The organism is Arthrobacter sp. AG258, from assembly GCF_004364695.1.
In the GTDB taxonomy this organism is placed as follows: domain Bacteria; phylum Actinomycetota; class Actinomycetes; order Actinomycetales; family Micrococcaceae; genus Arthrobacter.
Genome location: NZ_SOBI01000007.1, coordinates 96,883 through 122,138, shown reverse-complemented (window position 1 = coordinate 122,138; position 25,256 = coordinate 96,883). Strand labels below are relative to the sequence as shown.

Here is a 25,256-nt window from a genome sequence, read left to right as displayed (position 1 = left end):
TCAGCCCTTGATGGTGAACGCCTTGGCGGCCACGGCCGGCAGGAAGCTGTGGGCTTCCGGGATGTGGGCGGCGCTGACGCGGCGGCGGAACACCCAGTAGGTCCAGGCCTGGTACGCGATCACCAGGGGAAGGCCAACGGCTGCGACGATGCTCATCAGGCCCAGGGTGTAATCCGAGGAGGAGGCGTTGGAGATGGTCAGGTCAAAGGCACTGTCCAGCGTGGAAGGCAGCACCACCGGAAACACCGCCCCGAAGATGGCAGTGGTGCCCAGCACCAGGAAGGCGCCCAATGCGAGGAATGCCCGTCCCTCGGAGCCCTTCCGGGCCAGCAGCCAGGCCGTTGCGGCAGCGCCCACGGCGAGGACGACGGCGGCCCAGGTCCAGGGCTTGCCGTCCATGAACTGGATGGCAAGGGCCCATGCGGCAATCGGCAGGAGCAGGACAGGCAGGAGCCGCACGAACCACCGGCGCGCACGGTGCCGCACGTCGCCGTCGGTCTTCAGGGCCAGGAAGGCCAGGGCGTGCAGCAGGGAGAATCCCACCACGGCCGCACCCCCCAGCAGGGCGTAGCCGCTGAACCATGCCAAGGGGCCACCTTCCCGGTCGCCGTTGGCGTTCAGCGGCAGGCCGGTGGTGGTCAGGGCCAGGGCGGCTCCAACGCCGAAGGCCGCGAAGAAGGAGCCCAAGGCAATGGCCCAGTCCCAGCGGTTCCGCCAGCTGTCGGTATCCACCTTGCCTCGGTATTCGAAGGCCACGGCACGGAAGATCAGGCCCAACAAAACCACCAGGAGCGGCAGGTAGAGCGCGGAGAACAGGGAGGCGTACCAGAGCGGGAAGGCCGCGAACGTTGCGCCGCCGGCGGTCAGCAGCCACACCTCGTTGCCGTCCCATACGGGTCCGACGGTGTTCAGGAGCACCCGGCGCTCGGTGTCGTTGCGGGCGAAGATCTTCATCAGCATCCCGACGCCCAGGTCGAAGCCCTCCAGGAAGAGGTAGCCGGTCCAGAGCACCGCGATGGCGATGAACCAGATGGTGGGAAGCAGTTCCATTGTTCGTTTCCTCTGCTCGTTGGAGCCTGTTGGGTCCGGTGCGGCTAGTAGGCGAAGGCCAGGACGTCGTCGGCGGCCCTGGCTTCCCCGGTGCCGCCGTCGCCCGGGGTCCGGTCCTCATTCTCATCGGCCGGTGCGTGGGCAAGTTCGGGCATCGCGGAGACCACGCCGCCGCGGATGTACTTCACCAGCAGTTTCACTTCCACCACCAGCAGGACGGCGTAGACGGCGGTCAGTGCCACCAGGGAAGCGATCAGCTCGCCCGCGGAGACCCCGGGGGAAACGGCGGCGGCGGTGAACATGAACACCTGGTCGATGCCGCTGGGGTCCGGGTTGGGGGCCACAACGAACGGCTGGCGGCCCATTTCGGTGAAGATCCAGCCGGCGGCGTTGGCGCCGAAGGGTGCCAGGATGCCGAACACTGCCAGGCGCATCAGCCAGCGGGATTCCGGTACCGTCCCCTTGCGGGTGATCCAGAGTGCCACCAGCGCGGCCAGGGCGGCAAGGCCGCCAAAGCCGATCATCATCCGGAAGCCCCAGTACGTGACTTCCATGACGGGTACGTACTGGATCTCCTGGCCGGCGCGGTCACCGTAAATCGGGTTGTCCGGCAGGTTGGTTCCGTATTTCTCCTTGTACTCGGGCAGCAGGCTGTTGACGCCCTTCACCTCGGTGGTGAAGTCACCCTTGGCCAGGAAGGACAGGATGCCGGGGACCTCGATGACTGCCACGACGTCGTCGCAGTTCTTCGATCCCACGTTGCCGACGCTCAGGACGGAGAAGCCCGTGCCGTCGTGGCAGGCAGCTTCGGCGGCGGCCATCTTCATGGGCTGCTGCTGGAACATAAGCTTGCCCTGGAGGTCACCGGTGACCGCTGTGCCTGCGAACGAGATCATGGCCACCACGGCGCCGATGCGCAGGGACCGGATCCACACGCTGTAGTCGGCGCGGTCCCGGCCGGGGATGCGGGCGTCCTCACCGGGGATGGCCCGGCCGTCGGCACCCACGGTGTCGACGCCGTCGTGCCGCCTCCGCCACAGGTGGTACCAGGCGATGCCGAGGAGGAAGCCGCCGGCTACGGCGAGGGCGCCGAACAGGGTGTGCGGGACGGCCACCAGGGCAGTGTTGTTGGTGAAGACTGCCCAGGCGTCGGTCATCACGGGCCGGCCGTTCACCATTTCCACGCCCACCGGGTGCTGCATCCAGCTGTTGGCCACGATGATGAAGTAGGCAGAGAGGGCTGAGCCGATGACGGCCACCCAGAGGCAGGCGAGGTGGATGGCCGGCTTGAGCTGTTTCCAGCCGAAGATCCACAGGCCCAGGAAGGTGGACTCCACGAAGAAGGCCAGGAGGGCTTCCAGCGCCAGCGGGGCGCCAAAGACATCGCCCACGAACCGGCTGTACTCACTCCAGGCCATGCCGAACTGGAACTCCTGCACGATGCCGGTGGCGACGCCCATGATGAAGTTGATGAGGAACAGCTTCCCCCAGAACTTGGTCATCCGCAGGTATTCCGGCTTGCCGGTGCGGTACCAAGCGGTCTGGATCACCGCTACCACGAGGCCCAGGCCGATGGTCAGCGGCACCATCATGAAGTGGTAGACGGTGGTGATACCGAATTGCCAGCGTGCGATTTCCAAGGCGTCCATGGCAGTCCCTACTGTTAGCAGTGCAGTTTTCTACGCTTCGTAGAACTCTAACTTCTACACAGTGTAGAACATTGTCGGTGGCTGCAAAAAACCATCCGCCACACCCCTAGGATGGCGCGTCCCGGCCCGCCACGCCAGATGTTCTACCATATGTAGAAAGAAGCAGGGTTTCGGGGTAAATTTAGTTCTGTAGTTGAACAGCCGCGTGACGTCATCGGCGCAGCGAAAAGCGCACGGTGCGGGGAAATAAAGGAAAAGTGAAATGGCTAGTCTTGGTGAACTGGAACGGGCGGTCATGGACCTGCTCTGGGCGGGCCAGGAAGCGGCTACGGCCAACACCCTGAGGGACCAGTTGGCGCGCTCGTCGGCTGCACAGGGCGGGGCGGGCCACGAGGGCAAGGAACTGGCTGTCACGACTGTACTTACCGTGCTCTCCCGGCTGGAGAAAAAAGGGCTGGTGGAACGCGAACGCGGCACCCGCCCGCACCGCTACCAGGCTGTTTCCAGCCGCGCCGACCACACTGCCGAACTCATGCATGAGGTCCTCGGGTCAGCACCCGACCGCGAGGCAGTCCTCGCCCGCTTCATAGGATCGGTCTCCGAAGGTGAAGCCGCTACGCTGCGCAAACTGCTTGGCCACCTCTAGCAAACCATGTTCTGGGCCTCGTACCTGCTGGCGGTCCTTGCGATAGTCCTTGCGTGGCCGGTGCCGATCCTCCTTTCGAAGGCACAATGGCCGGCCAGGTCGCCCTTCACCGCGATGCTGCTCTGGCAGGCGATCGCCCTCGCAGGTGGCTTGTCCATGATCGGCGCCATGCTGGTCTATGGCCTGGAGCCGATTGGCGACAACCTGGTGGCCGGCCTTCGGGCCCTCGCCGGCATGGTGCTTTTCAGCGCTCCCACCACGGCATTGGGGTTCTGGCACATCTTCGCCCTGTCCGCCGCGGCCCTGCTGACCGCTCACCTGGTCTTCACCCTGCTGCTCACCTACTACAAGATCCAGCGGCAGCGGCGGCGGCACCGTGAACTCCTGGCCCTGCTGGCCTCACCGTCCGGACAGGACACCGGAACCCTGGTCATCAGCCATGATTCCCCGGTGGCCTACTGCCTGCCGGGTGGGGCCCGCTCTGTGACCGTCCTGTCGGACGGCCTGATGGCCGCCCTCGAGCCGGCTGAACTCCGCGCCGTCCTCATCCATGAGAACGCCCACCTGAGCCAACGGCACCACCTGCTGCTCTGGGCGTTTGCCGCCTGGCGGCAGGCGCTGCCCTGGCTGCCCACCACCCGCCTTGCCCAGGAATCGGTCAACTCACTCATCGAGATGCTGGCTGACGACGTCGCCCTGCGGACCGAGAGCAAGGCGACCCTGATCAAGGCCATCGCCATCGTCGCCAGCGGCTCGGCAGCGAACCCCGAAGCTGGTGGCATCCGGCCGTCCTCACCCAGCCTGGCGCTGTCAGGGCTGGAGGCGGCCTCCATGGGACCGGGCTCGGACGCGGTCCGGACTGCAGCGTCCAGGGTCAGCCGCCTGCTGACACCCCAGCCCCAACTGCCGGCCGCGGCCCGCAGTGCCGTCCTGGCCGGCTGCATCCTGCTGCTCGCGCTGCCAACCGCTTTGCTCGTGGTTCCGGGGCTGCTCGGCTGACCTGCCACCGCCGCGGTGGTTGACCTGTCGAAGGCCGGCACCCTCAGGCGTCGATGCGCTCCCGGTCAAGGCTGGACGCCCCGGCGATGATGAAGTCCTTGCGCGGGGAGACATCCGAACCCATCAGGAGGTCGAAGATCTCCTCCGCCTGCTGGGCATTCTCGATGCCCACCTTCCGAAGGGTCCGGTGGCGTGGGTCCATGGTGGTCTCGGCCAGTTGCTCGGCGTCCATCTCCCCCAAGCCCTTGTACCGCTGGATGGGTTCCTTGTACCGCTTCCCCTCCTTGGCCAGGCGCGCCAGCAGCACGTGGAGCTCGGCTTCGGAGTAGGTGTAGATCATCTCGTTGGCCTTCTGGCCGGCGTTGATAACCTCCACCCGGTGCAGCGGGGGAACCGCCGCGAAGACCCGGCCTTCGAGGATCATGGGCCGCATGTAGCGGAAGAACAGGGTCAGCAGCAGGGTCCGGATGTGGGCGCCGTCCACGTCGGCGTCCGTCATGAGGATGACCTTGCCGTACCGGGCAGCGCTGATGTCAAAGCTGCGGCCGGAGCCGGCGCCCACCACCTGGATGAGGGCCGCGCATTCGGCGTTGGAGAGCATGTCCCCCACCGATGCCTTCTGCACGTTCAGGATCTTGCCGCGGATGGGCAGCAGGGCCTGGAAATCGGACGAGCGGGCCAGCTTGGCGGTGCCGAGGGCGGAGTCGCCTTCCACGATAAAGAGTTCGGAGCGTTCGACGTCGTCCGTGCGGCAGTCAGCGAGCTTGGTGGGCATCGAGGACGTTTCCAGGGCATTCTTGCGCCGCTGCGTCTCCTTGTGCACGCGGGCCGAGATGCGGGACTTCATCTCGTTGACGATCTTTTCCAGCAGCAGGGCCGACTGCGCTTTGTCGTTCCGGTTGCTGGAGGTGAGCTTGGCGGTGATCTCCCGTTCCACCACCCGCGCCACGATGGCGCGGACGGCGCTGGTGCCCAGGATCTCCTTGGTTTGCCCCTCGAACTGCGGCTCGGCGAGCCGGACGGTCAGGACTGCGGTCAGGCCGGCGAAGATGTCGTCCTTGTCGATCTTGTCGTTGCCCGCCTTGAGCTTGCGGGCATTGGTTTCCACGGCTTTGCGGAACGTCTTGACCAGGGCTTGCTCGAAACCGGACTGGTGGGTGCCGCCTTTCGGGGTGGCAATGATGTTCACGAAGCTGCGGACGGTGCTGTCGTAACCAATGCCCCAGCGCAGGGCCACGTCCACTTCGCAGTCCCGTTCGACCTCCGCCAGCTGGCTGTGGCCCCGTTCGTCCAGGACAGGGACGGTTTCCTTGAACTTGCCGGAACCGTGCAGCCGCCACACATCGGTGACGGCCGGATCGGCGGCCAGGAATTCGACGAACTCCGAGATGCCGCCGTCGTGGTGGAAGACCTCTTCGTGCGGGCCTGCCTCACCGGGGGTTCCCGGGAGCTTGCGTTCGTCGCGCACGGTGAGCTTGAGCCCGGGAACCAGGAACGAGGTCTGCCGGGCACGGGCTGCGAGGTCCTCGTAGGAGAACTTCGCGTCCGGCGTGAAGATCTGCCGGTCCGCCCAGTAGCGGATGCGGGTCCCCGTTACTCCGCGCTTGGCCTTGCCCGTGACGTCCAGGACAGAGTCGTTGACGAACGGCGTGAAGGGCGCTGCCGGATCGGGCTTGGACCCGGTGTCCTTGAACCGGCCGGGTTCGCCGCGGCGGAACGACATCCGGTAGGTCTTCCCGCCGCGGTCCACCTCAACGTCGAGGCGTGAGGAGAGGGCGTTGACCACTGAGGCGCCAACGCCGTGGAGGCCGCCGGACGCGGTGTAGGAGCCACCGCCGAACTTGCCGCCTGCGTGCAGCTTGGTGAATACCACCTCGACGCCGGTCAGCCCCGTCTTGGGCTCCTTGTCGATGGGAATGCCGCGGCCGTCGTCGTGGATTTCGACGGAATTGTCCGCGTGAAGGATGATGCGGATGTCGTGGCCGAAGCCTGCCAGGGCCTCGTCCACCGAGTTGTCGATGATTTCCCAGAGGCAGTGCATAAGGCCGCGCGAGTCGGTTGAGCCGATGTACATGCCCGGGCGCTTGCGGACAGCTTCGAGCCCTTCCAGGACGGAAAGGTGCCGGGCGGTGTACTCAGAGCTTGGTGCCACTGGTGATGAACTCCTTCAGGGACGTGGGAGCGGCACTGGAACCGCTCCCTCTAGGGTAGTCGGCGGCAGCGACAGGAGCCTGCTGCCACACCCGCCGGCCGCTGTGCGGCGCGCCACGGGCAGGGTCCCGGCAGTCGGTGGGACATTCTTGACCCAACCTTGCGGATACGCGCACAGCGAACTTGCCCCATCCTTGCGATGGATTGGATACGAATGCTGGTTATATAGATGTACTGATCTACTAAGGAGGCCGACATGACAACAGCAGTGGCAGACCGCACGCTCAACGCACTGGACCGGTGCGACCGTTGCGGAGCTCAGGCATATGTCCGGGTTGTACTCGAGTCCTCCGGCGGTGAGCTGCTGTTCTGCGGCCACCACGCCCGTGCAGTGGAGGCGACGCTTAAGCCGTTGAGCTCCGACTGGCACGACGAGACGGGAAAGCTTCACGAGAAGGCTCCCGTCGAGATCGACTAGATGAGGCATCGGTAACAACGAACCCGGTGGGACCTGTCCGAATGGATGGGTCCCACCGGCGTTTAACCATCCCTACGGGGAACCTCACGGGGGTTAAAAAGCCAGGCCGCCCCGAGCCCACCGCAGGGTGGGGTCGGGGCGGCCTGGCTTTTTGCGCTGGAGATCTAGTCCAGGTAGTCGCGCAGCACCTGCGACCGTGACGGGTGGCGGAGCTTGGACATCGTCTTCGATTCGATCTGCCGGATCCGCTCGCGGGTGACGCCGTAGACCTTGCCGATTTCGTCTAAAGTCTTCGGCTGCCCGTCGGTGAGGCCGAACCGCATGGCAACGACGCCTGCTTCGCGCTCGGAGAGGGTATCCAGTACCGAGTGCAGCTGTTCCTGCAGCAGGGTGAAGCTCACTGCGTCGGCAGGGACCACCGCCTCGGAGTCCTCGATCAGGTCACCGAACTCGGAATCGCCATCCTCACCCAGGGGAGTGTGCAGCGAGATTGGTTCGCGGCCGTATTTCTGGACCTCGACAACCTTTTCCGGGGTCATGTCCAGTTCCAGCGCCAGTTCCTCGGGCGTGGGTTCGCGGCCGAGGTCCTGCAGCATCTGGCGCTGGACACGGGCCAGCTTGTTAATGACCTCAACCATGTGCACCGGGATACGGATGGTACGGGCCTGGTCGGCCATGGCGCGGGTGATCGCCTGCCGGATCCACCAGGTGGCGTACGTGGAGAACTTGAAGCCCTTGGTGTAGTCGAACTTCTCCACCGCACGGATCAGGCCCAGGTTGCCTTCCTGGATGAGGTCCAGGAAGAGCATGCCGCGGCCCGTGTAGCGCTTGGCCAGTGAAACCACGAGGCGCAGGTTGGCCTCCAGGAGGTGGTTCTTGGCGCGCTTGCCGTCGTGGATGATGAATTCGAGTTCGCGCTTGTACTTCGGGTCCATGGTGTCCCCGTCGGCAGCGATCTTTTCTTCGGCGAACAGTCCGGCTTCGATCCGGAGCGCCAGGTCGACTTCCTGCTCGGCGTTGAGCAGTGCCACCTTGCCGATCTGCTTCAGGTAGTCCTTGACGGGGTCGGCGGTGGCGCCGGCGGACATGACCTGCTGGACCGGAGCGTCGTCGTCGTCGGCGTCGGAGTAGACAAAGCCCTTGCCGCTGCCGGCGGCACCCTTGACCGGATCGGCGTCGGCATCCTCGACCGCGTCGGGGCCTTCGAGGACGATGTCGTCGATGTCCTCCTCGACCTCCTCGACGTCGTCCGGGTCAACGTCACCGGTGGACTTGCCGGCAGCCTCTGCTGCAGCCTTGGCGCCCGGTTTGGGCCCGCGCTTCTTCGGCTCGCGCTTGCCGTCCGCTGCAGCCTCACCGGACGAAGCCTTGTTGGCTGCCCGCGTAGCTGCCCGCTTGGCGTTGGTCGCGGCCTGCTTCTCCTCAGGGGACAAGACGTCCTGGGCGGCGGAATCCTTCTTCGTGGAAGACGGGGTCACAGAAAACCTTTCTAGCGGTGGTCTGTGGAATCACCATACGGGCAACACCACTATGACCCTGTCAAGTCCGTGGTGGAAACCAAGCGCCACCACGGCCGGCAGAGTCACTTAAGACAACTCCCGGAGCGGCTGTAATGTTCCCTTGCGGGCACGGTTACAAGCACTCGATACACGGACCCAACCGGGTCTCGGCATCCATTGTCTCATGATTTGGCCGAATCCGGCCTCTCCTGCCGGCATCCATTACCACCCCAGCGATTCCGTCGCCCCTGAGAGGCGTCGCCCGGGGCCACCCCGGCCGGGCGTCAGACCACACCTCCGCGCTCCCGCCCAAAGGGATCCGGCCCGAATTTCTGCCAGGCAGCGTCCTTCCGCGCCGCCCAGCCGCAGAGCGCACCCCGCGCGACAATGTCCAGCAACAATTCCGCCAGCCTGTACCCGGGCTCAAGCCGGAGCGCCTCGCCCAGGTAGGCGGCCGCGTACGATCCGCGGCCGCGGCACCAGGCTATCCATCCCCTGCCGGCCAAGGCTGCAGCCCCGGCCCGTCCGCCCGGCGCTGCCAAGTGTTCAAGGACGCGGTCCAACATGTCCAGGGCCGCCCAGCAGGGCACCTCAGGCGCCACTCCCATCAGGATCTCGCCGTAACCGGCAACCGGAGGTCCGGCGGGGTTCAGTAAACGTGGCCGGCGGTCCCGGCCCAGCCGCGCAGGCGCTGTTGCAGCCCCGAACCCCGGCGTCCGCAACCGCGGCGCCGTGTCCAGGCATGCGGCCGGCGAGGCCAACGGCGCGAACACGGCGGAGTCGCCGGCAACCTCAGACGCACCCACATCGTCAAGGGCCCCGAAAAGCTCAGCTCCTGCCTCCGCGGCACTCCTGCCCGCTGCTGCCATGACCAGAACGGCATCGCGCCAAGTCGGCACGAAGATGGTGGCGCGAAGGAACGCATCGCGCTCGGCGTCCGGTTGCCACGGCGTCGCGGCCGGCTGGCCCAGGATCCTCTCCCAGAAGTCCAGCACGGAGCTGAACTGGGCCCTGCTCCGGGTCCGCCCGGCCAGTTCTTCCATCCAGCCGTCCTCCCGCGCCAGGACGGAGGCCACATATTTGCCCGGCAGCGCCGGCAGGAGCGCAGTGCCCGATCCCGGCGCTGCCTCGATGCTGCTGCCCCGGTACACCATCTCGGCATTAAGCGTGCTGTCCCTGATCTGCTGGACCGGGCGGCCGGGCGGTGGGCAACACGACGAGTCCCGGCACAGGGCGTCCCGCCAATACTCGTCGCCCACGAACCACGCGTGACGGACAGGCATGCCCGCCTGGTCCAGGACAGCCTGCACCTCGCGGACCAGTTGGTCGTAGGCGGTAGGCGGCGCCGCCCCGGCGTCGGTGGTAAAAATCGCCAGCAGCGAGCCGTCGGCCTCGACGTCAGACTGCAGGTAGCGGCGGACGGCGCGGGCGAACCCCGACGGGTCCACCTGTGTCTCCAGGTCGGGAAGGTCAAGCCGCAGCGTGGCTCCCAGCGTGGTGCCGCGCAAGGTCATGGCCACGAGACTCGATGCCGGCCAGTATCCCAGCGAATGCGGGATGAAGCCGAGGATGTCTTCGGGGCCGTGGACTGTCAATCGTTCCGGAGCTGTCATGGCTCCAGCATTGGCCCCCTGCCGCGCAGCGCGCACCGGGCCGTTCGGCTATGTGGGAAACCCGAGCGGTGGAGGACCAGTGGCCTGCGCCCTTAGTCGTCGGTAGGTGCAGGCTGCCGGCGGCGGGCCAGGCTCTCCCGGCGCTGCCGCGCCAAGGCACTGCGCAGGGGCGGCACGACGATTCCCTGCGCCGCCATCTGCCGGCGCACCTTTCGCCTGGAGGCAACGATCGCTGCCGATCCAATCGCGAGCAGCAGGAACTGGACGCTGAGGGCCAGCCGGAACGGGTCCAGGCCATACAGGACACCCTGCGAGAATCCGGTGGCATAGAGCAGGTCCAACACCAGGCCGATCAGGAAGATGGACACCAGGGCGGCAATGAAACCGCCAACATTGACGATGCCGGTGGCCGTCCCGATCCGGTGCGCGGGGTTGAAAGTCCGCGCGAAGTCAAAACCGATCATCGACCCCGGGCCGCCGATGGCGAGGACGACCACCAGCATGGCCAGCAGCCACAGCGGAGACCTGCCGGGCAACAACAGCACCGCGGCCCAGGCGGCGGCCGTGAAACCGGCAATGAGCAGGACCATGGTGGAGCGGCGCAGCGGGTGGCGGGAAACGAAGCGGCCAATGAAGGGTCCCACGGCCATGGCAGCGGCAACATACAGCGCCATCAGAGCTGCAACGGTACCGGCGTCCAGGCCCTGGCCGGAGATCAGGAACGGGTAGCCCCAGGTCATCGCGAACACGGTGCCGCTGAACTGGATGGTGAAGTGGCTCCACATTCCCAGCCTGGTTCCGGGCTGGCGCCAGGCGCGCGCCAGCGAGACGCCGGTTGCTTTCAGCCCCTGCCGGGCGTCCGGGCGTTCGGTGCCCGGCGGAACGTCCTGCAGCAGCAGGAGGACCAGCACGACGGCGAGGGCTGACATCCCGGCCAGCATCAGGAAGGCGGGAGTCCAGCCCGACAGGTGCAGGACGAGCGCGAAGGGAAGGACGCTGAACAGCTGCCCCAGCTGGCCGGACATGCCGGTCAGCTGGGTCACCAGGGGGACGCGGACCGGAGCAAACCACAGCGGGATGAGCCGGATCACCGAGATGAAGGTCATGGCATCGCCGGCTCCCACCAGCACGCGGCCAAGGACCCCGCCCGGGATGCTCTCGGCAAAGGCAAGCTGCAACTGGCCCAGCCCCATCAGCACGGCACCGCCGGCGATCATTGCCCGGGAGCCGAACCTGTCCACCAGCAATCCGACCGGGATCTGCAACCCGGCGTAGACCAGCAGTTGCAGGACCGTGAAAAAGGATATGGCCGAGGCCGTGGCATGGAAGCGCTCGGTGGCCTCAAGGCCCACTACCCCGAAGGAGGTGCGTTGCGCCACGGCCACCAGGTACCCGAAAATTCCAACGGTCCAAATCAGCCAGGCGCGGGGAGCAGTCACTTGTTCATTATGCCCGGCCCCGGCAGGCTCCCCCGAAGCCGTGACGCGCCGCTACGGCTTCGGATTCTCCCTGGCCAGGTATGCTTCCACGGCGGCGCCGAGGTCGTCGGCGTCGGGAAGCTCGTCATTTTCGTTGGCCAGGAGCGAGCGCCGCACCATGCCGTCGGCCTTCTCGTCGTAGCGCGTTTCGAGGCGGGCCACCACCTGCTGGACTTCCTCGGACGCCTCGATCTGCTCGGCGATCTGGCGGCTGACGTCACGGCCCGATTCACGAAGCCGGTCGGTGGGCAGCATGAGCGACGTCGCAGCACCGAGGTATTCGAGGCCGGCGACGGCGGCCGTGGGGTACTCTGCCTCCGCAAGGTAGTGCGGCACGTGGATGACGTAGCCGGCGACATTGCGTCCGGCTTCGACGAGGCGCAATTCCAGGATGTGGCCGACGGCGGCTGGAACTTCCACGGTGGGCTTCCACACCGAAATGCCTTCAATCAGCTCAGGCCGGTTTCCGTGCACGGTGACGCCCACGGGACGGGTGTGCGGGACCGGCATGGGGATCGAGTGGATCCACGTGACCAGGTTGACATCGAGTTTCTCCACGATGTTGACCACGGCGCGGGCGAACCGCTCCCACTGCAGGTCGGGTTCGAATCCAGCCAGGAGGAGGAACGGTTTGCCGAGGCCGTCGACGAGGCGGTACAGGGCCAGGCGGGGCTCCTGGTAGTCCTGGATGTGGTCTTCCACGAAGCTCAGGTGCGGGCGGCGGGACCGGTAGTCGATCAGCTGGTCGGCGTCGAAGACCGCCACCGGCTGGGCATCGAGGGTGTCCAGCAGTTCGGCGTTGATCTGCTTCACCACGTGGCCGGCGTCGGCGAAACCGGTGAAACCCATGACCAGGTTCAACCCCCGCAGATCGGGGCTGTGGAACAGCTCGATGTTGCTGGCGTAGAGCGCGTCGGGGTCCAGCAGGGAGCCGGAAATCCGTTCAAGCACGGCGTGTTCCTTTCAGGGTTCGGGTGGACATCTTGCATAACGCGGCGGACGGGCCGGGCATTCCGGCACCCCGTGTGGCGCACATCTCAGGAAATTCTCCCGCCGTGGCGCGGAAGGGCTACGATCGGAACTGGCCTGCCAGGCGGGCTGGCACGCCCCCGGAGCGGTTCACGACGGCCGGAGCCGGGCCACCATGGCAGAGCGCCCAACATGCATTCCTGCCCGAACGTTTCGAGAATTGAGGACTCATCCCTGTGGTCAAGAATACTGAAATCAACCTTAGTACCGTCTCGCGGGACTTGAAGAAGAGCGCCAGCGAGGCAGTGGTCATCGGGGTGGGGCAGGGAACCGACGGGCCCGTTCTCCTGGACAACCCCTTGACGGCAAAGTCCGCGGAAGCCCTCACGGAATCCCTCAAGGCGCTGGGCGTTACCGGCGCGGCAGACCAGCTTGTACGCCTGCCGGGGCTGCCCGAAACCGGAGCCGGGATCCTGGCCCTGGCCGGGGTTGGCAAGGTCGCGGCCGGCGAACCGCTGGCAGGCGAGGCTCTTCGCCGCGCCGCAGGCTCGGCGGTCCGCCAGCTTGCGGGCCTGGCCACAGTCACCCTGGCGTTTCCGACGGCGACCGTGCAGGACGTCGCTGCCGTCGCCGAGGGCGCGGCGCTGGGCGCCTACTCCTTCACCGAGTTCCGGTCCTCGACTGACGGGCTGAAGGACCCGGTCCGGAACGCCGTGATCTTCACCGAACTGGCCGGCACCGCCGGGGTGGACTCCGCGCTGAAGCGCGCAGGCCTGGTGGCCAAGGCCGTGAATGCGACCCGGTCCCTCGTTAACACCCCGCCCAGCCACCTGTACCCGGAATCCTTCGCAGAGGCCGCCAAGGATCTCGCCAAGGGCCTTCCGGTGAAGGTGACCGTTTGGGACGAGAAGCGCCTGGAGAAGGAAGGCTTCGGCGGCATCATGGGCGTTGGCAAGGGCTCCTCGCGGCAGCCGCGCCTGGTGAAGGTCGAATACTCCCCCGCCAAGGCGACGTCGAAGATCGCCCTCGTCGGAAAGGGCATCACGTTCGACACCGGCGGAATTTCCCTCAAGCCGGCCCTGAACATGGGTGACATGAAGAGCGATATGGCGGGCGCCGCCGTCGTCCTTAACACTGTCCTGGCCATCGCCGGGCTGGGCCTGCCCGTCAAGGCCACGGCCTGGCTGTGCATCGCCGAAAACATGCCCGGCGGTGCCGCCTCCCGCCCCGCCGATGTCCTGACCATGTACGGCGGCAAGACCGTGGAAGTACTTAATACGGATGCCGAAGGCCGGCTGGTCATGGCGGACGGCATCGTCGCAGCGAGCGGCGAATACCCGGACGCCATCATTGACGTCGCCACCCTTACCGGCGCGCAGCTTATCGCACTGGGCAACCGCACCGCGGGCATCATGGGCTCGGACAGCGTCACCGGCGCGCTCAAGGTTGCCGCGGACCGCGCCGGCGAGCTGGTCTGGCCGATGCCCCTGCCGGAAGAACTGCGCCCCAGCCTGGACTCCCAGGTGGCGGACCTTGCCAATATCGGAGAGCGGCACGGCGGCATGATGACCGCTGCCGTTTTCCTGCGCGAGTTCGTGGGTAAGGATAAGGCGGGCGCGCAGATCCCGTGGGCGCACATCGACATTGCCGGGCCGTCATTCAACAACGGCAGCCCGTACGGCTACACACACAAGCAGGGCACCGGCTGCACCGTCCGGACCCTGGTCGCGTACGTCGAGGACATCCTCGCCGCGGCCTGATCAAGGCTTGACGGGCCGTGCCGCGCGGCTTTGCGGCGGGGGTGATCCCTCCGCCACAAAGCCGCGTGACACTGGCCACAAGCGCTCCACAAACGCGCCGTCAAGGTGGAGCATGGATAGGTGGTTCGCTAAGGTGAACCACGGTAGTCACAAATGCAAGAGAGTTGCCCTGCTGACATAATCACGGCAGTGCAAGTTCCAAGACCAGATGATGCGCGCTGATCGCGTCATCGTTCACGCGAGGGAGCGTTTTAGTGGCCGATCAGGCAACTGCGCAAGAATTCGACATCCTGGTACTCGGTGGCGGCAGCGGCGGGTACGCCGCGGCGCTGCGGGCGGTACAGCTGGGCCTTACCGTCGGCCTCGTGGAGAAGGGCAAGCTGGGCGGCACCTGCCTCCACAACGGCTGCATCCCCACCAAGGCCCTGCTGCACTCTGCAGAGCTGGCAGACCACGCCCGTGACTCCGCCAAGTACGGCGTGAACGTCACCCTCGACAGCATCGACATCAACGCTGTCAACGCCTACAAGGACGGCATCATCGCCGGCAAGTACAAGGGCCTGCAGGGACTCATCAAGTCCAAGGGCATCACCGTCATCGAGGGTGAAGGCAAGCTGCAGGGCACCGACACCGTCGTCGTGAACGGCACCGCCTACAAGGGCAAGAACATCGTCCTGGCAACCGGCTCCTACTCCCGTACCCTTCCCGGCCTGGAAATCGGCGGCAAGGTCATCACGTCGGACCAGGCCCTCACCATGGATTACATCCCCAAGAGCGCCATCATCCTCGGCGGCGGCGTCATCGGCGTCGAGTTCGCCTCGGTCTGGAAGTCGTTCGGCGTGGACGTCACCATCGTCGAAGGCCTCCCCTCCCTCGTTCCCAACGAGGACGCGACGATCGTCAAGAACTTCGAGCGTGCCTTCAAGAAGCGCGGCATCAAGTTCTCCACCGGCGTGTTCTTCCAGGGTGTCGAGCAGAATGACGACGGCGTCAAGGTCACCCTCGTGGACGGCAAGACCTTCGAAGCCGACCTGCTGCTGGTTGCCGTTGGCCGCGGCCCCGTCACCGCCAACCTGGGCTACGAGGACGCGGGGATCACCATTGACCGCGGCTTCGTCATCACCAACGAGCGCCTGCACACCGGCGTCGGCAACATCTACGCGGTGGGCGACATCGTTCCCGGCGTGCAGCTGGCGCACCGTGGTTACCAGCAGGGCATCTTCGTTGCCGAGGAAATCGCCGGCCTGAAGCCGGTGGTTGTCGAGGACATCAACATCCCCAAGGTCACCTACTCCGAACCCGAAATCGCCACGGTTGGCTACACCGAGAAGGCTGCCAAGGAAAAGTTCGGCGACGACCAGGTCCAGACCCAGGAGTACAACCTGGCCGGCAACGGCAAGAGCTCCATCCTGGGCACCTCCGGACTGGTCAAGCTGGTCCGCCAGAAGGACGGCCCCGTGGTTGGCGTCCACATGATCGGAGCCCGCATGGGCGAGCAGGTGGGCGAGGCCCAGCTGATCGTGAACTGGGAAGCCTACCCGGAGGACGTCGCCCAGCTGGTGCACGCCCACCCCACCCAGAACGAGGCCCTCGGCGAAGCCCACCTGGCGCTGGCCGGCAAGCCGCTGCACGGCTGATTTTCCACAGTATTACCAGGCCTGGTGCACCCGGCCGCGCAGGCCGGGTGCACTAGGCTTCCACCATGGCAGCAATCATTCGCACTAAAGATCAATAAGGAGAACGGGGACGACATGTCTGAATCCGTTAACTTGCCCGCCCTCGGTGAGAGTGTCACCGAAGGAACCGTCACCCGCTGGCTCAAGCAGGTAGGTGACCGGGTAGAGGTGGACGAGCCGCTGCTCGAAGTCTCCACCGACAAAGTAGACACTGAAATCCCCTCTCCCGTAGCTGGCGTGATTGAAGAAATCCTGGTCGCTGAAGATGAGACCGCCGAGGTAGGCGCACCCCTGGTGCGCATCGGCGACGGCTCCGGCGGCGGTTCCGCACCCGCCGAAGAAGCCCCTGCGCAGGAAGCACCGGCCCAGGAAGCACCCGCACCGGCTGAGGCAGCTCCCGCCCAGGAAGCTCCTGCCCAGCAGGCACCGGCGGCCGGCGGCGAAAGCCACGGCGTCACCCTGCCCGCGCTCGGCGAAAGCGTCACCGAAGGCACCGTCACCCGCTGGCTGAAGGCCGTAGGCGACTCCGTTGAGGTGGACGAGCCGCTGCTCGAGGTTTCCACTGACAAGGTGGACACCGAAATTCCGTCTCCGGTGGCAGGCACCCTGCAGGAAATCCGGGTCAACGAGGACGAAACCGCCGAGGTCGGCTCCGTGCTCGCCGTCATTGGCTCCGGCGCTCCCGCTGCTGCGGCTCCGGCTCCGGCTGCCGCACCTGCTCCCGAGGCTCCCAAGCAGGAGGCTCCGAAGCAGGAAGCCCCCAAGCAGGAAGCTCCTGCCCCTGCCGCGGCTCCGGCCCCGGCACCTGCTGCGGTTCCCGCCCCGGCTGCAGCACCCGCTGCACCCGCAGCCCAGGAGGCAGCCCCGGCCGGCGGTTCCGAGTCCGGCTACGTCACTCCCCTGGTCCGCAAGCTCGCCAACCAGCACGGCGTTGACATCTCCTCGCTGTCCGGCACCGGCGTCGGCGGCCGCATCCGCAAGCAGGATGTCATCGCCGCGGCAGAGGCAAAAGCCGCTCCCGCCGCAGCTCCGGCTGCAGCGCCTGCCGCGTCCGCTCCGGCCGCTTCCGGCGCTGCTGCCTCCTCCCTGCGCGGCACCACCCAGAAGGCTCCCCGCATCCGCCAGGTCATCGCCCGCCGCATGCGCGAATCCCTCGAGGTCTCCACGCAGCTGACGCAGGTCCACGAGGTGGACATGACCAAGGTCGCCAAGCTGCGCGCCCGGGCCAAGAACTCCTTCCAGGCCCAGAACGGCACCAAGCTGACCTTCCTGCCCTTCATCGCCAAGGCTGTGGCCGAGGCCCTCAAGCAGCACCCGAAGCTCAACGCTGCCTACGACGAAGACAAGCAGGAAATCACCTACCACAACGCCGAGCACCTGGCGATCGCCGTCGACACCGACAAGGGCCTGCTGGTTCCAGTCATCGCCGACGCCGGCAACCTGAACCTTGCCGGCCTCGCCGGCAAGATCGCCGACGTCGCATCCCGCACCCGCGACGGCAAGATCGGTCCGGACGAACTCTCCGGCGGCACGTTCAGCATCACCAACATCGGTTCCGTTGGTGCCCTGTTCGACACCCCGATCATCAACCAGCCGCAGGTGGGCATCCTGGGCACCGGCGCCATCGTCAAGCGGCCCGTCGTGGTTGCTGACGAAAACGGTGACGACTCGATCGCCATCCGCTCCATGATGTACCTGTCCCTGACATACGACCACCGCCTGGTGGACGGTGCGGACGCCGGCCGCTTCCTCCAGACCTTGAAGGCACGCCTGGAAGAGGGCGCTTTCGAAGCTGATCTGGGGCTCTAGCCTCCGCAGCAAAGACAACGACGGCGGTGCCGGCGCAGGTGGGAAACCGCCCGCGGCCGGCGCCGCCGTCGCGGTTTAACCAACGCAGCCGCTCCCGGGGCCGCCGTGGCGTGGCTTTGCTACGGGCCGTAGAATTGACTGGCTAAGCTGGTGCCATGACTATTCTCTTCAACACCCTGGTCTTCCTGCACGTCGTGGGAGCCGCCATGATCGTAGGCTACTGGATTGCCACGATGCGGACCCCCACCGTCCACCCGCGCCAGCGCGGTGGCGCGTTCCTGCAGCTCCTCACCGGCATTGCCATGATGGGCATCCTGCCGTTCCTCCCGGACAAGGATCCGAACTACGCCAAGCTGGGCATCAAATTCGTCATTGCCGTCGTCGTGGCAGTCCTGGCCGTCATCGGGACACGCAAGGTCAAGAACGGGCAGCCTGTCTCCACCGGCCTGGCCCACGGCGTGGGCGGCCTGGCACTGGTGAACGTGGCCATCGCCACCATCTGGCAGTAGCCCCGCACCAGCCGGCCGTAAACGTCTGTCCGGTCATAATCCTCTGAGAGCGGACAACCCGTGCACCGGACGGACGTGGTCCCTAGGATGGGAAACGGCGGGCCCGGCCGCGGGTGGCCGGCCCGGATTCGAACCGACGTTGAGGAGAGACATGGCGACAACACGCAATGCGCACACTGTATGGACCGGAAGCCTGACGGAGGGTTCGGGCAACACCACCCTGGACAGCTCCGGCCTTGGCACCTTCGATGTCACCTGGAAGGCGCGCACCGAGGCCGCCGGCGGAAAGACCAGCCCGGAAGAGCTGATCGCCGCCGCCCACTCGGCATGCTTCTCCATGGCGTTCAGCCACGAACTGAGCCAGGCCGGCTTCACGCCTGAGGAAGTCAACACCAAGTCCGAGGTCGGCTTCCAGCCGGGGACCGGCATCACGGGCAGCCACCTGACCCTGAATGCCCGCATCCCCGGCATTTCGGAGGAGGACTTCCAGCGGATCGCCGAGGCCGCGAAGAAGGGCTGCCCGGTCTCCCAGGCCCTCGCCGGGATCGAGATCACCCTGGATGCCACGCTTCAGGCCTAAGCCTTGCCGGCATAGAGCACCAAAAAGGCCCTGTCCCGCCGGATGTCCGGCGGAGCAGGGCCTTTTGGTTACCCGGAAAAACCTAGGCAGGCGTCTCCGCCTGGCCGGCCTGCCGGCGGGCGGGCAGCGGCGCAGGCTTCAGGCGGCGGTATCCGGAGCGGGCCGGCGGACGGTCGGTGGGCAGTTCCTGGATCATTTCCTTGAGCGCGCCGATGCCGTACTCAAGCTGGGGATCGCGGCCAGCGGCGTAGGCGTGCGGTGGGTAGGTCACTTCGATGTCCGGGTCCACGCCGTAGTTTTCAACGCTCCACCCAACACCGCCGCCGAACCAGGTGGCGTACCTGGGCTGGGTGACTCCCGTGCCGTCGGCCAGGGAGAAGCGGTTGTCGATGCCCACCACGCCGCCCCAGGTCCGCGTTCCGATGACCGGCCCGATCCCCCGCAGTTTGGAGACCTGGGTGATGATGTCACCGTCCGAGCCCGCGAATTCGTCGGCGAGAATGATCACCGGCCCGCGCGGAGCGTGGTGCGGATACGTCCGGGGCTTCTCCCCGCGCGGCATGCTCCAGCCGGTGACCTTGCGGCCGATCAGCTCAGCGACCAGCTGGGACGTGTGTCCGCCACGGTTCCGGCGCACATCGACAATGAGTCCGTCCAGCGCGGTTTCGGTGTCCAGGTCCCGGTGAAGCTGGGCCCAGCCGTTGGCCATCATGTCCGGAATGTGGAGGTAGCCGAATGTTCCGTCCGAGGCCTCGCGGACGGTGCGCCGGTTGCCGGCGACCCATTCCTGGTACCGCAGCCGTTCCTCGTCCTTGACAGGCACGACGGCGACCCGCCGCTGGGTCCCTGCAGCGCCGCCGTGTCCCGGGCCGTTGAGCAGGGTCAGCTCCACTGCGCGTCCGGCCGCACCCACCAGCTGCATGGCCGGGGTGACGGCCTGTGACAAGGGGACACCATCGATGGCAAGGAGGATGTCCCCTGCCTTGGCGCTGACACCCGGCCGGGTCAGCGGCGACGTGGCGAGCGGATCGGAGGACTCACCGGCCAGGATGCGGGTGATCTCCCAGCCCTGCGGTGTGTGGGTGAGGTCGGCGCCGAGGCGGCCCTGCCCGCGGCTGCCCCGCTCGATCACTGCGGCCGGGCGCACGTAGGCGTGGGATGTGCCGAGTTCGCCGTGCAGCTCCCACAGCAGGTCAATCAGGTCATCGTGCGAGCCGAGGCGGTCCACCAGGGGACGGTACCGGGCGCGGATGGATTCCCAGTCCTGGCCGGCCATGTCTTCGGTCCAGAAGAAGTCGCGCTGCAGGCGCCAGGCTTCATCGAACGCCTGTCCCCAGACGCTCAGCGGGTCCAGCAGGACCCTGATCCTGCCCAGGTCCACTTTGACGGCTTTGCCGGATTCCTCATCCGCCTTGGCATCGGATGGAACGGCAGTGACCTGCTTGTCCGAGACCAGGACCACCTTGCTGCGGTCCCCGGACAGGCGGTAGCTGTCCACGGCGTCCACCAGCGTGGCTTGCTTGCGGCGGGCGACGTCGTAGCGGACCAGGCTGGGGCGGGCGTCCTTGTCCTCCTGGCTGGCCTTGCCGTCGCCGGTCACGCCGGCCAGGACGGAGTCGAGCCACAGGAGTCCGCCGTCCACGGCCTTCAGTGAGCTGTAGTTGCCCTGGGGTACGGGAACCCCGATGACGCGGTGCGCCAGGCCTTCCGGGTCGACGTGGACAGCTGCCGCGCTGTCCTGCTGCCCTTCACTTGCGTCCGCGCCGTTCTTTACGGTTTCGGGTGCGGTCTCCTCGCCGGCGGGATCCACCGACGGGCCAAAGGGCGACGGCGTGTCAGCTGCGAGTGCCACCAGGTAGGGCTTGATGGGGCTGGGGAAGGAAAGGTCGAACGAGTGCCCGTCGTAGACCGGATCGAAGCTGCGGTTGGACAGGAACGCCAGGAACTTGCCGTCAGGGGTGAACGACGGCGAGGCGTCGCGGAAACGGCCGTCAGTGACCTCCACGGGATCGGCATCGAGGCGGTCCACGGTGGCCAGGCGCAGGCGGCTGCGTGAGCCGAAGGACGTGACCGGTTCCGACCACGCCAGCCAGCGCGAGTCGGCGGACCAGGCCAGCTCGGAGATGCTGCCTTCGCCGATGCTGGCAACGCGCGTGAGGTTACCGGTTCGGGTGTCGGCCACGTGGACGTCGCCGAACGAGGTGCCCAGTGCTATCCACCGGCCGTCCGGGCTGGCTTCGAGCGAACTGGCCCGCGACGGCGTGGGGACGGTGATGCCGGTGGGCGCCGTGTCCTCCCTGTTTTCCGCGGCGGCCGTCGAGTCCTGCGGGGCGACGTCTGCCTGCTGGTCGTCGTCGGCGGGAACATGTTGGTTTCCGCCCGCAAGGACTGCGGCGCCGGAGGCCGGGACCGGTTGCGGCAGGTTGGGCGTTTCGGGGCCCTCCGTGCCCGTCTGTCCGGCGTCGGCAGAGTGGTCCGCCGTAGGTTCCTGGCCCGGTGCCGTCGCCTGCTGGGCACTGTGCGGGACAGGTGCGGCGATGTCCTTGATGTGCAGCGCCTCGACGCCGTCGTGGTCGGCGATGTAGGCGATGCGGCCGTCGCCCAGGGGCCGGGGCAGGCGCCCGCGGACACCCGGGGTTGCCTCGATGATGCGGGAGGGCCCGTCCTTGTGGCGCACCCAGTGGATGGTTCCGTGCGATTCGACGGCGCTGGCGGCTCCGGTGGTATCGGGTGCCACGGCGCCGAGGTGTTTTGCCGGGTCGAGGAGGGCCGGACGCCTGGTCTGCGAGGCAGAGCCCAGGGAGATCTCCAGCTTGACCGCCTCCGATTCGAGGTCACTCAAGACCCAAAGTTCACCGGCGGATTCGAAGATGACCCGTTTGCCGTCGGTGGCGGCGTGCCGGACGTAGAAGTCCTGGTGGTCGGTGTGCCGGCGCAGGTCCTGTCCGTTGGGCAGCACCGAGTAGAGGTTGCCGTAGCCCTCATGGTCGGAGAGGAAGGCGATCCGGCCATCCACCCACAGGGGGTCGGCGAGATTGCCGTCCAAGTCGGGCAGCAGCCGTTCGAATTCGCCGTTGCCGTCGTTGTCGATCCACAGCTTTCCGGCGGTACCGCCGCGGTACCGCTTCCACCATGCCGGTTCGCGGGACAGCACGGTCCCCAGCACCACCGGACGTTCGTCGCCCACCTCGGGGCCGAACGCAACCGATTCAACCGGGCCGTACGGCAGTTCCTGCGCCCACCCGCCGTCCAACGGGACACTGTAGGCGTACGTGTGCCGGCTTTCGGCCTGCCGGAATGCGCTGGTGACCACCACGGAACCGCCGGCGGTGAACCCCTTGACCCTGGTGCTGCTGTGCCCGAAGTAGGTGAGCTGCCGGTATCCGCCGCCGTCGACCTGTGCCGAGACAACCTCCAGCGCCGTGCCCTGCACCACCGTCCACACCAGCCGCTTGCCGTCCGGGGTGAACCGCGGGTTGCGGGCGGGTAATTGGAGGGACGAGACGCGCCAGGCCCGGCCGCCGTCCAGGGGCGCGATCCAGACGTCGTCCTCGGCCACGAAAGTGACCAGGTCGCCGTGCAGATGCGGGAAACGGAAGTAGCTCGAGGAAGTCATCGTTCGATCATAGTCAACCACCGCCTGCCCCCGCGGGAGGTGCCGGAGCCGCGCTGGCGTGGTGAGATGGACCATGCACATCGTCATGGCCGGCGCCTCCGGGCTCATCGGCACCTCCATGTCCGCAGCCTTCCGCGACGCCGGCCACTCGGTGGTGACACTGGTCCGCCGACAACCTGCGGGCGCATCAGAGATCAGGTGGGATCCGGCGGCCGGCGTCCTGGACCCCGGCGCCCTTGCCGGCGCCGACGCCGTCGTCAACCTGGCCGGCGCCGGCATCGGCGACAAGCCCTGGACGCGGCGCAGGGTCGAGGAACTGTTCAGTTCGCGGCTGGCGCCCACCACGACCCTGGTGCAGGCCATGGCGCAGCTTGAAACCCCGCCTGCCACCTTCATCAGCCAATCAGCGTCAGGCTATTACGGCGACGCCGGCAACACGGTCCTGCGCGAGGACGCACCTGGCGGTTCAGGCACGTTGGCACAGATCTGCATCGAGTGGGAACGCGAAGCCAACCTGGCGCCCGAGGGTGTTCGCGTCGTGACGCCCCGCACCGGGGTGGTGTTCAGCCGTTCCGGCGGAGCACTGGGCAAGCTGCTCCCCCTGTTGCGGCTGGGCGTGGGCGGCCCGTTCGGAAACGGCCGCCAGTTCTGGCCGTGGGTGACGCTTCCGGATGTCTCGGCCGCCTTCCTGTTCCTCCTCGAATCCCAGGTGGCGGGGCCGGTAAATGTCGCGGCCCCCGGGCAGGCGGACGTCAATGCGATCGTTGCGGCGCTGGCGCGCGCCCTGCACCGGCCTGCCGTGCTGCGGGTTCCGGCGCCCGTGCTGCGGACCGTGATGCCCGGGCTCGCTGAAGAGCTTCTGTTGTTCAGCCAGCGGATGGAGCCTGCAGTTTTGTCGGCTGCCGGCTTCCAGTGGCAGCACGGGAACCTTGACGCCGCAGCCCGCTGGGTGGTCGGGAAGGACAACGCCGGCTGACCAGGGGCACTGGTGCGGCAGCCCTGCCCGCGGGCGCGTCATCAGCCGCCCGGAAGGATGTTGCTGATCTTCCACCGGCCGTCCACGGACACCAGGACCAGCCTGAGCCGCTGCGCCGGGCTGGCCGGCCCTGTCGCCAGCACCTCGTTCTCCGGGCCCACGGCCTGGTAACCCGAGGAGGCGGAGGTCAAGCGCACGACGGCGTGGTCCTGCGTCGACCCGGATTCGGGCGTGACCTCCGAGACCATCGTGGCGAAACCGTCGAGGCGCTGGCGGGAAGCACCCAATGGCCCGGCAATGTCCTGGTCAGCGGCCGCGGCGGGCGATCCGGGCGCGTTGACGGCGGACAGCAGATCCACACTCCCGGTATTGAAGGCATGATCCCGCAGCGCGGCCAGCCCCCGAACAGCCACCGCAGGATCGGCAGCCGCAGCTTGCTGCCGGGCCTCGGCCAGCACGTCGACGGGGCTACGCCCGGCGTCATGGCCTGGCGCGGCCGGTCCTTGCGGAACGCCGGCAGCGGACGGCATGCCCGGAGCGGAGTCTCCGAGCCACGGTCCTGCACCGGCGGAAGCGGCCAGCCACCACATCCCAGCCGCCGCCACGCCCACTGCCGGCAAGGCGAGCCGGACCGGCAGCCGCGGAATATGCAGTGCCCGGACCCCGGCAGGGGCGCCCGCATGCTTCCCATGTGACGTTGCTTCGGCCTGGGGCGAAGGAAAGCGGCGGATCCGGGCCCGCGCTGCCGGGCCCGGCCACCGCAAGGTCGAGAGCCGCCGCCGCAGCCTCCGGAGTCTCGTGCCCAGCGCGGAACCCTTCGCTTCGGCCGGGATACTGCGGCGGGTGAGCAGCTCCGGAAGGACCGTGGGATGGACGGCACCCGAGAGGTCAAGAGGCAGCGCCTCCGCACTGCGGAAGACGGCAGTACCCAGCGCCATGGCAGTAGGCCGCAGCCGGCGGTCCTCGTTCAACCCTTGTTCGAGGGCTGCGGCAAGCTCCTTCGGGACACCGGGAACCAGCAAGGACAGCGGCGGGCGGTCCAGCGTGCGGCCGGGCGCTTCACCGGTCAGGCAAAACCAACCAATCGCGGCCAGCGAGAACACATCGCGTCCTGGCTGAAGCCCCGCGCGGGCGGCATCAACCGGCGACGGGTCAACGAAGCCGCCGGTTCCAGCCGTCACTGCCCGGCCAGGATCGCCGAGCATCCGGGCCACACCGACATCGGACAGCATCGGTTTCCCCTGCCCGGTGAACAGGATATTCCCGGGCGCCACGTCCGAGTGCGTGAAGCCTTGGGCGTGCAGGTATCCCAGGGCCTGCGCAACGGGAGTCAGGACGGTGACGCTTTCTCCCACGCTGAGCCTGCCCCGGGATGCCACCAACTGCGCCAGCGAACCGCCAGCGGCGAAGTCCATGGTCAGGGCCGTCCCCGGCGCGGGCCCAGCGACGCGCACGGCATCGTGGGCCCTGATGAGGTGCGGGTGGTCCAAGACACTGAGGATGCGGATTTCCCTCCGCACTTCCTCCTCCCGCATGGCCTCGTCCCGGGCTCTGCCGTCCGGGGCACGGAAGCACTTCAGCGCAAAGTCCCTGCCCGTGCGCTGTTCCGTGGCCAGCCAGACATCCGCGCTGCCGCCGCGGCCAAGCAGCCGGCCGACGTCGTAGCCCGGGACTTCGGGAGCTTGTGCACCATCCATGCTCCATGTCTATCGGAATCCGGGGCGGGCTGCAGAAGTTATCCACAGGCCGTGGCCGCTGCAGTCACATTGGGTGCCCGCCGGTGAGCTTGGACACTAAA

General features: G+C 67.2%; 18 protein-coding genes. 9 read left to right on the top strand and 9 right to left on the bottom strand.

Translation table 11 applies throughout. The annotated features are described in order from the left end of the window. Both cydB and DFO47_RS15615 read right to left on the bottom strand, forming a co-directional pair. On the bottom strand, nt 1–1,050 hold the full coding sequence (cydB, locus tag DFO47_RS15620) for a cytochrome d ubiquinol oxidase subunit II (RefSeq protein ID WP_133832240.1): 1,050 nt from the start codon (nt 1,048–1,050) through the stop codon (nt 1–3). 44 nt (nt 1,051–1,094) lie between these two features. Next, nucleotides 1,095–2,699, bottom strand: coding sequence for a cytochrome ubiquinol oxidase subunit I (locus DFO47_RS15615; RefSeq protein WP_133832239.1), 1,605 nt, complete (start codon nt 2,697–2,699; stop codon nt 1,095–1,097). Between the two features lie 262 nt (nt 2,700–2,961). On the opposite strand from DFO47_RS15615, the gene DFO47_RS15610 reads away from it, so the two are divergent. Further along, a complete protein-coding gene (locus DFO47_RS15610; RefSeq protein WP_018761089.1) occupies nt 2,962–3,345 on the top strand; it encodes a BlaI/MecI/CopY family transcriptional regulator in 384 nt (127 codons plus the stop codon). 6 nt (nt 3,346–3,351) lie between these two features. Then, the gene (locus DFO47_RS15605; protein WP_018761088.1) at nt 3,352–4,344 is read left to right on the top strand and encodes a M56 family metallopeptidase; all 993 of its coding nucleotides are present in this window, start codon (nt 3,352–3,354) and stop codon (nt 4,342–4,344) included. 43 nt (nt 4,345–4,387) lie between these two features. On the opposite strand, the gene DFO47_RS15600 is transcribed toward DFO47_RS15605, so the two are convergent. Next, the gene (locus DFO47_RS15600) at nt 4,388–6,496 is read right to left on the bottom strand and encodes a DNA topoisomerase IV subunit B (RefSeq protein ID WP_133832238.1); all 2,109 of its coding nucleotides are present in this window, start codon (nt 6,494–6,496) and stop codon (nt 4,388–4,390) included. A gap of 255 nt (nt 6,497–6,751) precedes the next feature. Between DFO47_RS15600 and DFO47_RS15595 the strand changes: the two genes are divergently transcribed. Continuing rightward, nucleotides 6,752–6,973, top strand: coding sequence for a hypothetical protein (locus tag DFO47_RS15595; protein WP_018761086.1), 222 nt, complete (start codon nt 6,752–6,754; stop codon nt 6,971–6,973). Nucleotides 6,974–7,137: 164 nt separating this feature from the next. Here DFO47_RS15595 and DFO47_RS15590 read toward each other — a convergent pair whose 3' ends face one another. The 4 genes from DFO47_RS15590 to DFO47_RS15575 form a co-directional block, all read right to left on the bottom strand. Beyond that, the gene (locus tag DFO47_RS15590; RefSeq protein WP_018761085.1) at nt 7,138–8,451 is read right to left on the bottom strand and encodes an RNA polymerase sigma factor; all 1,314 of its coding nucleotides are present in this window, start codon (nt 8,449–8,451) and stop codon (nt 7,138–7,140) included. A 305-nt stretch (nt 8,452–8,756) separates the two neighbouring features. Then, nucleotides 8,757–10,085: a DUF4192 family protein gene (locus tag DFO47_RS15585; RefSeq protein ID WP_166651736.1), complete on the bottom strand. Its 1,329-nt coding sequence runs from the start codon at nt 10,083–10,085 to the stop codon at nt 8,757–8,759. Between the two features lie 92 nt (nt 10,086–10,177). Beyond that, complete coding sequence (locus DFO47_RS15580) at nt 10,178–11,524, bottom strand: MFS transporter (protein ID WP_018761083.1); 1,347 nt, start codon at nt 11,522–11,524, stop codon at nt 10,178–10,180. Nucleotides 11,525–11,575: 51 nt separating this feature from the next. Then, nucleotides 11,576–12,514, bottom strand: coding sequence for a PAC2 family protein (locus tag DFO47_RS15575; protein ID WP_018761082.1), 939 nt, complete (start codon nt 12,512–12,514; stop codon nt 11,576–11,578). 254 nt (nt 12,515–12,768) lie between these two features. Between DFO47_RS15575 and DFO47_RS15570 the strand changes: the two genes are divergently transcribed. The 5 genes from DFO47_RS15570 to DFO47_RS15550 all read left to right on the top strand — a co-directional run bounded on the left by DFO47_RS15570 (nt 12,769) and on the right by DFO47_RS15550 (nt 18,866). After that, nucleotides 12,769–14,292 (top strand): leucyl aminopeptidase, encoded by a 1,524-nt coding sequence (locus DFO47_RS15570; protein ID WP_133832237.1) that lies wholly within the window; start codon nt 12,769–12,771, stop codon nt 14,290–14,292. A 254-nt stretch (nt 14,293–14,546) separates the two neighbouring features. Further along, entirely contained in the window at nt 14,547–15,929 is a 1,383-nt protein-coding gene (lpdA, locus tag DFO47_RS15565) for a dihydrolipoyl dehydrogenase (RefSeq protein ID WP_109864052.1), read from the top strand. 114 nt (nt 15,930–16,043) lie between these two features. Beyond that, nucleotides 16,044–17,777 carry a 2-oxoglutarate dehydrogenase, E2 component, dihydrolipoamide succinyltransferase gene (gene sucB, locus DFO47_RS15560; protein WP_133832236.1) on the top strand — a complete coding sequence of 578 codons (1,734 nt, stop codon included), beginning with the start codon at nt 16,044–16,046 and terminating at the stop codon, nt 17,775–17,777. 155 nt (nt 17,778–17,932) lie between these two features. Further along, complete coding sequence (locus tag DFO47_RS15555) at nt 17,933–18,286, top strand: hypothetical protein (protein ID WP_133832235.1); 354 nt, start codon at nt 17,933–17,935, stop codon at nt 18,284–18,286. Nucleotides 18,287–18,437: 151 nt separating this feature from the next. After that, on the top strand, nt 18,438–18,866 hold the full coding sequence (locus DFO47_RS15550) for an OsmC family protein (RefSeq protein ID WP_018761077.1): 429 nt from the start codon (nt 18,438–18,440) through the stop codon (nt 18,864–18,866). 82 nt (nt 18,867–18,948) lie between these two features. On the opposite strand, the gene DFO47_RS15545 is transcribed toward DFO47_RS15550, so the two are convergent. Further along, on the bottom strand, nt 18,949–22,482 hold the full coding sequence (locus DFO47_RS15545; protein ID WP_133832234.1) for a S41 family peptidase: 3,534 nt from the start codon (nt 22,480–22,482) through the stop codon (nt 18,949–18,951). A 73-nt stretch (nt 22,483–22,555) separates the two neighbouring features. On the opposite strand from DFO47_RS15545, the gene DFO47_RS15540 reads away from it, so the two are divergent. Then, nucleotides 22,556–23,458: a TIGR01777 family oxidoreductase gene (locus tag DFO47_RS15540; protein WP_133832233.1), complete on the top strand. Its 903-nt coding sequence runs from the start codon at nt 22,556–22,558 to the stop codon at nt 23,456–23,458. A 41-nt stretch (nt 23,459–23,499) separates the two neighbouring features. On the opposite strand, the gene DFO47_RS15535 is transcribed toward DFO47_RS15540, so the two are convergent. After that, complete coding sequence (locus DFO47_RS15535) at nt 23,500–25,155, bottom strand: serine/threonine-protein kinase (protein WP_133832232.1); 1,656 nt, start codon at nt 25,153–25,155, stop codon at nt 23,500–23,502. Nucleotides 25,156–25,256 lie beyond the last annotated feature (101 nt).